Raw genomic sequence first — 8,922 nt, forward strand, 5'->3', positions numbered from 1 at the left:
CTCCACGTCAACCGGGAAAGCCGCATAACCATCTTCCCGGCGGGTGCATAACAAGCTGCGTCAACCCGCGACCCCGATCCGGCGCCCCTTCCGGCTCCAAAGACTAGCACGAGCGCATCGGACTCGCGCTTGTGGCCCACCGGAAAGCTCCGTTATGCTGCGCCGCCCGAGGAGAGCATGCGCCGATTCCCTCCCTCCATTCTCGCTGCCGCGGCCCTGACCCTGACCAGCGGCTGCTCCACGCCGCCTCCCGCCCCCGGGGAGGAGGCCCCGCAACTCGAACTCGTCGAAGGATTCGAAAGAGGTCTCGCGGATTTCGTTCCGGTGATCCTGGACGCGGATCTTTCGGCGCTGGACGAAACAGAACGAAAAGTCCTGGATCTGCTGATCACCGCCGCCCGGGCCATCGAGCCGGTCTACCGGCTCCAGGCGGATCGGGCCAATCCGCGCTATCGGCGGTGGCTCGAATCGATTCCCGGACGAAAAGGGCGCCAGGCGCTCGACTACTTTGCGGTCCAGGCGGGAGTCTACCAGCGCCAGCTCGGCTGGAAGAGCTTCGTCCGCGGCGTCCCACCCCGCCCTCCGGGAGCGGGCTTCTACCCTCCGGACCTGGAGGAGGAGGCATTTCGCGCTTTCATCCGTGAACATCCCGACCGGGAGGCGGAGTTGATCTCCCAGACCACTGTCGTCCGGCACGGCGAGGAGGGGCTCGAAGGCGTGCCGTACTCCCGCGCCTTCCAGCAGGAGCTGGCCCCCGCCGCCACCGCCCTGCGGGAAGCCGCCCGCCTGACCGCCAGCGACGGACTCCGGCTCTACCTGGCGCGCCTGGCCGAAGCGCTGGAAAACGACCGTTGGCAACAGGCCGACCTGGCCTGGATGGACGTCGACGCCCCCGTGGAACTGGCCCTGGGCCCCTTCGAGGTCGCCGACGACCGGCTCTTCGGCTACAAGGCCGCTTTCGAGGCCTTCGTCACCGTGACCGACCGCGCCGCCACGGCTCGCCTGGCCCGACTCTCCGATCGACTCGACGATTTCGAAGGAGCGCTGCCCAAGCCTGCCGGCGGAATCCCGGAATCGCTGGGCCGAGCCCGGGATTCGCCGATCCGGATCGCCGACCTGGTCTTTTCCGCCGGCCAGGCCCGTGCCGGCATCCAACCCGGCGCTTTCAACCTGCCCAACGACGACCTGGTGCGACAGATCAAGGGCTCGCGCAAGGTGATCCTGCGCAACGTGATCCAGGCCAAGTATCGCCGGACCCTGGTCCCCCTCGCCGAGCAACTGTTGGCCGAGGAGTTCAGCGTCGACGAAAACACCTTCATCGACCTGATCTTCTTCCATGAGCTGGCCCACAGCCTGGGTCCGGGTCGAGCCCGGACCCCGGGCCGGCCGGTCCTCGTGCACGAAGCCCTGCTCGAAACCTACGCCCCCATCGAAGAGGCCAAGGCCGAAGTGCTCGGCGCCTGGTGTCTGCTGGAACTGGACCGTCGGGGTGAGCAAAAAGTCGACCCGGCCACCCTGGCCGCCACGTGGGTCGCCGGCCTGTTACGCGCGTCACGCTTTGCCGGCGACTCGGCTCATGCCCGGGCGGCGACTCTCAGTCTGGGCCTGCTGGGCGAGGCCGGCATGCTGGTCCACGACCCCGCCCGCCGGAAGCTCGTGGTCCGCCCGGGTCGCCTGCGACCGGCCGTCGAAGGCATCGCCCGGCGGCTGCTGGAAATCCAGGCCGAGGGTGACCGGGAAGCCGCGCTGGAACTGCTCGAGCGTTATCCCCGCTTGCCCGGTGAGTTGGCCCTGGCTCTGACCGAGCTGAAGGAGATTCCCGTGGACCTCAGGCCCGTCTATCCCATCGCCGGCGAGGCCCTCCCATGAGCGCGACGCCCGGCGGAGAGGTCCCCCCCTTCAAGCCCTACGTCCCGGATCAGACCGCCTACCGGGACTTCCACCCGGCGCCGATCCTCCTCGGCGTGGTGGCCGGTGCGGTGCTGGGAGCGGCCAACGCCTACCTGGGTCTGCGGGTGGGACTGACCATCAGCACCTCGATCCCCCTGGCCGTGATCATGGTGGTGCTGCTCGGCGCCCTGAGCTTGCTCTTCGGCAAGTCCAACATCCTCTACGCCAACCTGGGTCAAACCGCCGGGTCGGCTTCGTCTTCCCTGGCCTCGGGGGTCATCTTCACCATCCCGGCCCTCTTCATGTGGGGCCTGGCGCCGCCCCTCGGCACCGGCCTGCTGCAGGTGGCCTTCCTCGCCGCCTGCGGTGGCTGCCTGGGCATCCTGTTCATGATTCCCCTCCGGCCCTTTCTCATCGTACGCGAGCATCTCACCTTGCCCTACCCCGAGGGCACGGCCTCGGCGGCGGTGCTGATCGCCGCCGACGCGGGAGGCGCCCGCGCTCGCAACGTGCTGCTGGGACTCGGCGCCGGGGCCCTGCACAAGGCCGGCGTGGCCATCGGCCGGCTCTGGCCCGGTGAAGTCGGCATGGCCCTGCCGGTGATTCCCAAGGCTCAGCTCGGCATCGAGCCCTCCCCCGCCCTGCTGGGGGTGGGCTATGTGCTGGGCTACCGCATCGGCGCGATCATGGTCGCCGGCGGCCTGCTCTCGTGGCTGGTGTTGATTCCCACCATCGCCCATTTCGGCGCGGCGGCCTCCACTCCCCTGTTTCCGGAGACGAACCTGCCGCTGGCCGAAATGTCCCCCGACGCGATCTGGAATCGCTACATCCGTTACATCGGCGCCGGCGCCGTGGCCATGGCGGGGCTGCTGGCAGTGCTGCGCTCGCTACCGGTGATGGTCGACTCCCTGCGCTCGGGGCTGGCCGGCCTGCGCGCCCGGGCCGAAGCGGCTCCCCTCCGCACCCAGCGGGATCTGCCGATGATCGTCGTGCTGGTCGGCGCCGGGGCGATCGTCCTGGCACTGGCTCTCAATCCGCTGGGCCTGGGAGTCGGCGCGCCCTTCGCCCTGCGGACCGTGGCGGCGATCGCCGTGACGGTCTTCTCCTTCGTCTTCGTCACCGTCTCCTCCCGCATCGTCGGCCTGGTGGGGGTGACTTCCAACCCCACCTCGGGCATGGCTATCGTCACGCTGCTGGGCACGTCGGTGATCTTCGCCCTGCTGGGCTGGACCGACGACTTCGGCAAGGTCACCGTGCTGACCATCGGCACGGTGGTCTGCGTGGCCGCCTCCATCGCCGGGGACATCTCCCAGGATCTGAAGACGGGATACATCCTGGGCGCCACCCCCCGCAGCCAGCAGATTGCCGAGCTGACCGGCGCCATCGTCAATGCGGGGGTAGTCGCCGCCGTGGTCTACCTGCTGGGCAGCGTCTACGGCTTCGGCGGCGAGGAGTTTCCCGCGCCCCAGGCGACCCTGGCTCGCACGGTGATCGAGGGCGTGCTGCGCTCGGACCTGCCCTGGGGCCTGGTGGGCATCGGCGCGGCCATCGCCCTGTTCGCCCAGTTGCTGGGGGTCCCGCCCCTGGCCTTCGCCGTGGGGGTCTACCTTCCTCTGGCCACCATGACGCCGGTGTTTCTCGGCGGCTGCCTACGGGCAGGACTCGATCACTGGAACCGCAAGAAGAAGGATGCCGACGAGCGGCGGGACCAGGGCATTCTCTTCGGCTCGGGACTGATCGCCGGCGAAGGCCTGATGGGAGTGGGCACCGCCGGCCTGGCCCTGTGGCTCGGCCGGCGTCCTCCCGGTTTCGGCTGGCAGTGGCCGGCGGGCTGGGCCGCCCCGGTCGCCCTGCTGCTCTTCGTCGGCCTGGCCGGGATGCTGGTGCTGACTAGTCGCCCGGCGAAAGCGTCTTCACGCTGAGACCGACGCACACCACGCCGCTCCGATCGGAGGCCCAGGCGGCACGCCGACCATCCTTCGAAAAGGCGGCATCGAGGTAGCTGCCCTCGGGCAGGTGGAAGCGCCGCAAGACTGTCAGACGACCCCGGGCATCCAGGCCGAGCAACCGGCCTCCGGCCCGGCCCTCGGCCGTCAGCACCCGGCGGCCCAGCAGGTCCAGGCCCCGCACGGCGGCGCCGTCGAGGGGCGGCTGGCGAGTCACTTCCCGCAGGCCATCGGGCTCGACGGCAACGACCACCACCCCCCCGCGGCCATCGGCCACCACCGCCTGCCGGCCTTCGCTGCCCTCGACGAGCACCGCTTCCCGGGCATCGACGGTGGGCAGCCGGGCGACCTCGGCCAGGCCCTGCTCACCGCGGCGCAGCAGGAGCAGGCCTGCGGCGCCCAGACTGGCAAGCACCTGGTCACCGGCCACGGTCACGCCGCGCACCAGGGCGCCGGCGTCGAAACGGCTCCGCTCGTGCAAGGTGCCGCCGACATCGATCACGACCTCGGCCAGCCCTTCGCTGCCCTCGGCCAGCAGGAGCGAGCCGCCGGATGCGGCAGCCACCTGGTAGACGGCTCCCGGTCGTGGATACAAGGCCATCACCTCGAGCCGGCCGGGGGAACCCGGACGCAGGCGGGCCAGGCCCCGGGGACCGGCAGCAGCCAGGATGGCGCCGCCTTCTTCGAGGAGGTCGATGACGCCCGTCGCCAGCACCATCCGGGGACCGGCCGAACGACCTTCTGCGTCCCACAAGCCCACCCCACCGGCGCAAGCGGCAGCCCATCGCCGCCCCCCGAAGGCGATCACGCCATCGCAACGTTCGAAGAGGGGATCGAGGGAGCCTGCCATCACGATCGAGCAGGTCGCCGCACAGACCGTCACCACACGCACGAAAGCCATCACGGCCATTCCTCCCGGCCGCAGCATAGAATGAAGGCGGTGGACCGGGAAGGAGAATCAGGGTGGTACAACACGGCCGGGAGCACGGAATGCGGATCGCCGCCGCGGCGCTGGCGGCGCTCGGCCTCTCCCTGGCCTCGACGCCGCCGGCATTCGAGGACTACTTCGAGCCCCGGACCCTGCGGGTGGATCTGGTGCGCGCCGGCACGGCAGAAGAGGATGCCTGGTCCCTGTTGCGCCTGACTGCCGAAGGGGCCTGGGCGGGGCCCCGGCAGCATCTTCTCGATCCCCACGATCTGGGCGGGCTGCGGGTGGCGCTGATCGAGCCGCAAAGCGGGCAGCGCGTCTATTCCCGGGGTTTTTCCAGCCTCTTCGACGAGTGGCAGACCACCGCCGAAGCCGGGCAGGGGCGAAGGCGGGCGATGGTGGAGACCCTGCGGCTGCCCCTGCCCCGGATCGCCATGGAATTGGTGATCGAGGCCCGCGGCGAGCAGGGCTTCGCGCGGGTCTTCCGCTGGCCCCTGGACCCGGCCGCCCCTGTCAGCCCGGCTCCACCGCCACCACCCTACGAGAAGCTGGTGATTCGCCCCGGACCGCCCCTGGCCGAGGCCGTGGACCTGTTGATCGTGGGCGACGGCTACCCCGACCTTCAGCGAGAGAAGTTCCGACGGGACGCTGAACGTCTGATTCGAGCCCTGCTGGCGGTCTCTCCGTTCACGGAAAGGCAGGAGCTGCTGCAGGTGACGGCGCTGCGGGCCACGGGCGGCGCCGTCGGCCCGGCCGAGCCCCGCAAGGGTCTGTTCCCCCCCGGCTCCCTGACCGCCTTCGACACTTTCGGCTCCCCCCGCTACCTGCTACCCCACCCGGCCTCCCGCCTGCAAGACCTGGCCGGTGCGGTACCCCACGACCTGCTGGTGGTGATGGTCAACGCCGGACGCTATGGCGGCGGCGGCCTTTTCGGCGGCGCGACGGTGTTCACCGCCGATGGGGAGTATCCCGAGGCTCTGTTCATCCATGAATTCGGCCACGGCCTGGGGGGACTGGGAGACGAGTACTTCTCCTCTCAGGTGGCCTACGAGGAGTTCTACCCCGCAGGCCGTGAGCCCTGGGAGCCCAACCTCTCCGCATCCCCCCGGCGTGACTCCCTGGCCTGGGCCGACCTGGTCGCCCCCGACACGCCCCTCCCCACGCCCGACCTTCCAGCCTTCGACGGCGTGGTGGGCGCCTTCGAGGGCGCCGGCTACCTGCCCCGGGGGCTCTACCGCCCCTGGCGGCGCTGCCGGATGAAGGACAAGGGCGCGGAGTCCTTCTGCCCCGTTTGCCGCCGGGCCCTGGCCGCGCGCCTGGACTTCCTCGCCGATCGGCCCCTGGAGAAAGCAGATGCTCCCCGGCGGCAGGAAGCACCATGAGCGATTCGCCCTCCCTGGCCGGCCGCACGGTCATCCTCACGCGCGCCCGGGAGGATGCCGCCGGCTGGGCTCGGCGTCTGGAAGAACTCGGTGCCCATGCCCTGGTGCTGCCCTGCATCGAAGTAGAGGTCTTTCATGACGCGCAGACCGCAGCGCGGCTGACCGCCGCCCTCGAAGGCGCTCAGTGGCTGCTGCTCTCCTCACCCCGAGGCGTGGGGGCCGTCGCCGGACTGGTGACCTCCCTGCCCGCCACCGTGAACGTCGCAGTGGTCGGCCCTGCCACCGCGCGCCGCGCCGCGGAATGGCTCGCCGCCCCCAGGCTGGTCGCCCCCGGGGGCAGCGCTCGCTCCCTGGGTGAGAGCCTTGCCGCGCACCTGGGCGAGGCCCCCGCTACCATCGTTACCGCCCTCGCTCAGGGCGGTCGCACCGACGCGGTGGAGATCCTCCGTCACCGGGGCCACGTGGTCACCACGGTGGAGGTCTACGCCACGCGGCCTCATCCCCGGAAGGATCCCCCGGACGACCTGCGCCACCTCGACCGCCCCCTGGTCTTCCTCGCCAGCCCTTCTGCGGCCCGCGGGCTGATCCAGCGCGCTCGCCTGCCCACCTCCGCCCGGATCATCACCATCGGTCCGACCACCACGGCCGCCGCGCGAGAGCTGGGCCTGAGCGTGACCGCCGAGGCCACGGGACGCAGCCTGAACGACCTGGTGGCGGCTGCCGCCCGCGTCTCCTGAAGCCCACGCTCCACGACGACCCATGGATGCACATGGGCGCTGGCACCAGCCTTGCCGGCAACGACTGTCTCCTTCTCAAGGCCCTCGGCAAGATCGCCGATCCCGCTGCTGCGGACTTTCTGGCCGCCGTTCTCCTCGTCCCAGGCCGGAGTCGGGAGGCTAGGATCTGCGCTGCCCCCGCGCTCTCAACCTGGGACTCCGCTGGTGAACCGTCACCCACACGCTACCGCCAATGACGCTACCGTCTCGCCGCTCGCCTGTGACCTCGTCGCTCTCTGACGAACTGAGCCGCACCCTATCGTCTGCAACTGGAACGATGTTACTCCGCAGTTGCAGAAACTAGGCTCTGGATTCTCAGGGAACGACTGTTGATGGGCTGTATCTGGCGAATGACGGCAGGTATCCATCTGGTTCCAGAGTTCACGAGCGGTGAAGTTCCCGGACCAGCGGTGGAGATCCGCTATCTGGGCGAGAACCCACCTCTACGCCAGCTCGAGGCGGGAAAGTGGACCCGTGGTTTTGCAACGCTGGGAAAGAATCTCCCGCCACTCTTCCTCACTACGCCGAACACGCTGTGAACACCCTCTCGCCATCGCTGGCCTCCTCTTCTCCAGCATCCTGGGACGGATGCGAGATCAGAGGCTCTTATAGCTGTCATCCACGGGCCTGGGAAGAACGCCGATTTCCAACCGCTTACGGGAAGCGAGCAAACCGCGCACCAACATCCAACCCGAGCGCCTCTCCCAACTCTGCAGCACGAACGTACGATGGATGCGATCCATTTGCTATGTATCGACCAGCCTTTTCGATAATGGCGATGTCATAGGCTATGTCAGAGGCTCTTATGGCCGGCATGGAAGCGACTGGAAGAACGCCGATTTCCGACCGCTTACCGCACAGCAGCCAATTTATGAATCGATGTCCGGGTCTACGCCCTGGGCGCTCATCTTTTCTGGCCTATATCAGCAACCATTCATCTCCCGATCGAACGCATAGCATCACCCATCGCTCCACATGACAATCCTCTACGCCAGGCCCCTTCACTGCGACAAAGAGCTCAACCTGCGCCAAGCTCGGATCCAGGAATGTGAAAGAGCCCACATCATAGCCAACGCTGCATACTCGCTCTTTACTAGCGTCTGATATCATGTTCGATCTCTCGATTCGCGTCTCGCCACCCACTCCATTCGATGCAGACGCCACGATCCTGTGCGGAACTCGCCCGCCTTGAGCTGACCGAGCAAGCCCTTCCCGTCGTCGACCCGGAAGTGCGCAGTCGGTCTCTTTCAGCCTCCTGTCGATATTTTCGAATAGTGCTCGCACGTCACCATCAAGATGCCAGAATTCGTCCAATGCTTCACCAGCGCTTCCCCAGGTGAATCCACATTGACGTAGAAGATTGCCGATGGAAGCGCAGCTCTCTGAAGGCGCCAAATGCCATTTGAGCCTACAACTGCGGGGGAAGAAGTCACCCATCGAGAAATGCTTCTTCGCGATCGCCGCCCGAGTCTCCTCCGGCTCCAAGAGTCCCTTGAGAATGCTCCCGGGGACCACCCTCCACTCCCCGTCGACCAAAACGAGAATCAACCTGTAATAGCGACCTTCGCACAAGCCACCACCGGTGCTACGAAACCAGAGTTCACCCCCCAGTTGCGAAAATAGCACCCCTGATTCGCCATTACCGATCGTACGCAGGCTGTATCCGGCGAATGCCGACAAGTCACGGACCGGTTCCAGGGGCCACAGATGGTGAAGTCTAGCAACGGTCCCAAACCAGCAGACCGCTGTGGCCTCGATTCAATCGGCTTTGAAATGCAAAAACATCACCGGCGGAAGTAGAAAATGCGGCCTCCTCGGGTATAATTGTTCCGACATAGAAGCACGCCAAGGAGACCGCGAAACCAATGAAGCGTAGCAGAAAGAGCGTCCGCCGTAAAGCCGCTGTCATTCCCATCCTTCGGTTCGAAGACCAGTCGTTGACGTCCTACTCTGGATTGGTCGTCTTCCAGGCGTTGTTCGCACGGCTGGGCCTGAATGAG

General features: G+C 67.7%; 5 protein-coding genes. 4 read left to right on the forward strand and 1 reads right to left on the reverse strand.

What is annotated here, in order from left to right; all coding sequences use genetic code 11:
- Window positions 1-177 precede the first annotated feature (177 nt).
- Entirely contained in the window at window positions 178-1,869 is a 1,692-nt protein-coding gene (locus tag Q9Q40_13415; GenBank protein MDQ7008218.1) for a hypothetical protein, read from the forward strand.
- Window positions 1,866-3,812, forward strand: a complete 1,947-nt coding sequence (locus tag Q9Q40_13420; GenBank protein ID MDQ7008219.1) for an oligopeptide transporter, OPT family — start codon at window positions 1,866-1,868, stop codon at window positions 3,810-3,812. Before Q9Q40_13415 ends, Q9Q40_13420 begins: the two co-directional genes overlap by 4 nt.
- Here Q9Q40_13420 and Q9Q40_13425 read toward each other — a convergent pair.
- Complete coding sequence (locus Q9Q40_13425) at window positions 3,781-4,737, reverse strand: hypothetical protein (protein ID MDQ7008220.1); 957 nt, start codon at window positions 4,735-4,737, stop codon at window positions 3,781-3,783. The genes Q9Q40_13420 and Q9Q40_13425 overlap by 32 nt on opposite strands.
- 89 nt (window positions 4,738-4,826) lie before the next feature.
- On the opposite strand from Q9Q40_13425, the gene Q9Q40_13430 reads away from it, so the two are divergent.
- Window positions 4,827-6,146, forward strand: coding sequence for a M64 family metallopeptidase (locus Q9Q40_13430; GenBank protein ID MDQ7008221.1), 1,320 nt, complete (start codon window positions 4,827-4,829; stop codon window positions 6,144-6,146).
- Window positions 6,143-6,883: a uroporphyrinogen-III synthase gene (locus Q9Q40_13435; protein MDQ7008222.1), complete on the forward strand. Its 741-nt coding sequence runs from the start codon at window positions 6,143-6,145 to the stop codon at window positions 6,881-6,883. Before Q9Q40_13430 ends, Q9Q40_13435 begins: the two co-directional genes overlap by 4 nt.
- Window positions 6,884-8,922: the final 2,039 nt, after the last annotated feature.

The sequence above is a fragment of the Acidobacteriota bacterium genome (genome assembly GCA_030949985.1).
Taxonomy (GTDB): Bacteria; Acidobacteriota; Polarisedimenticolia; order J045; family J045; genus JALTMS01.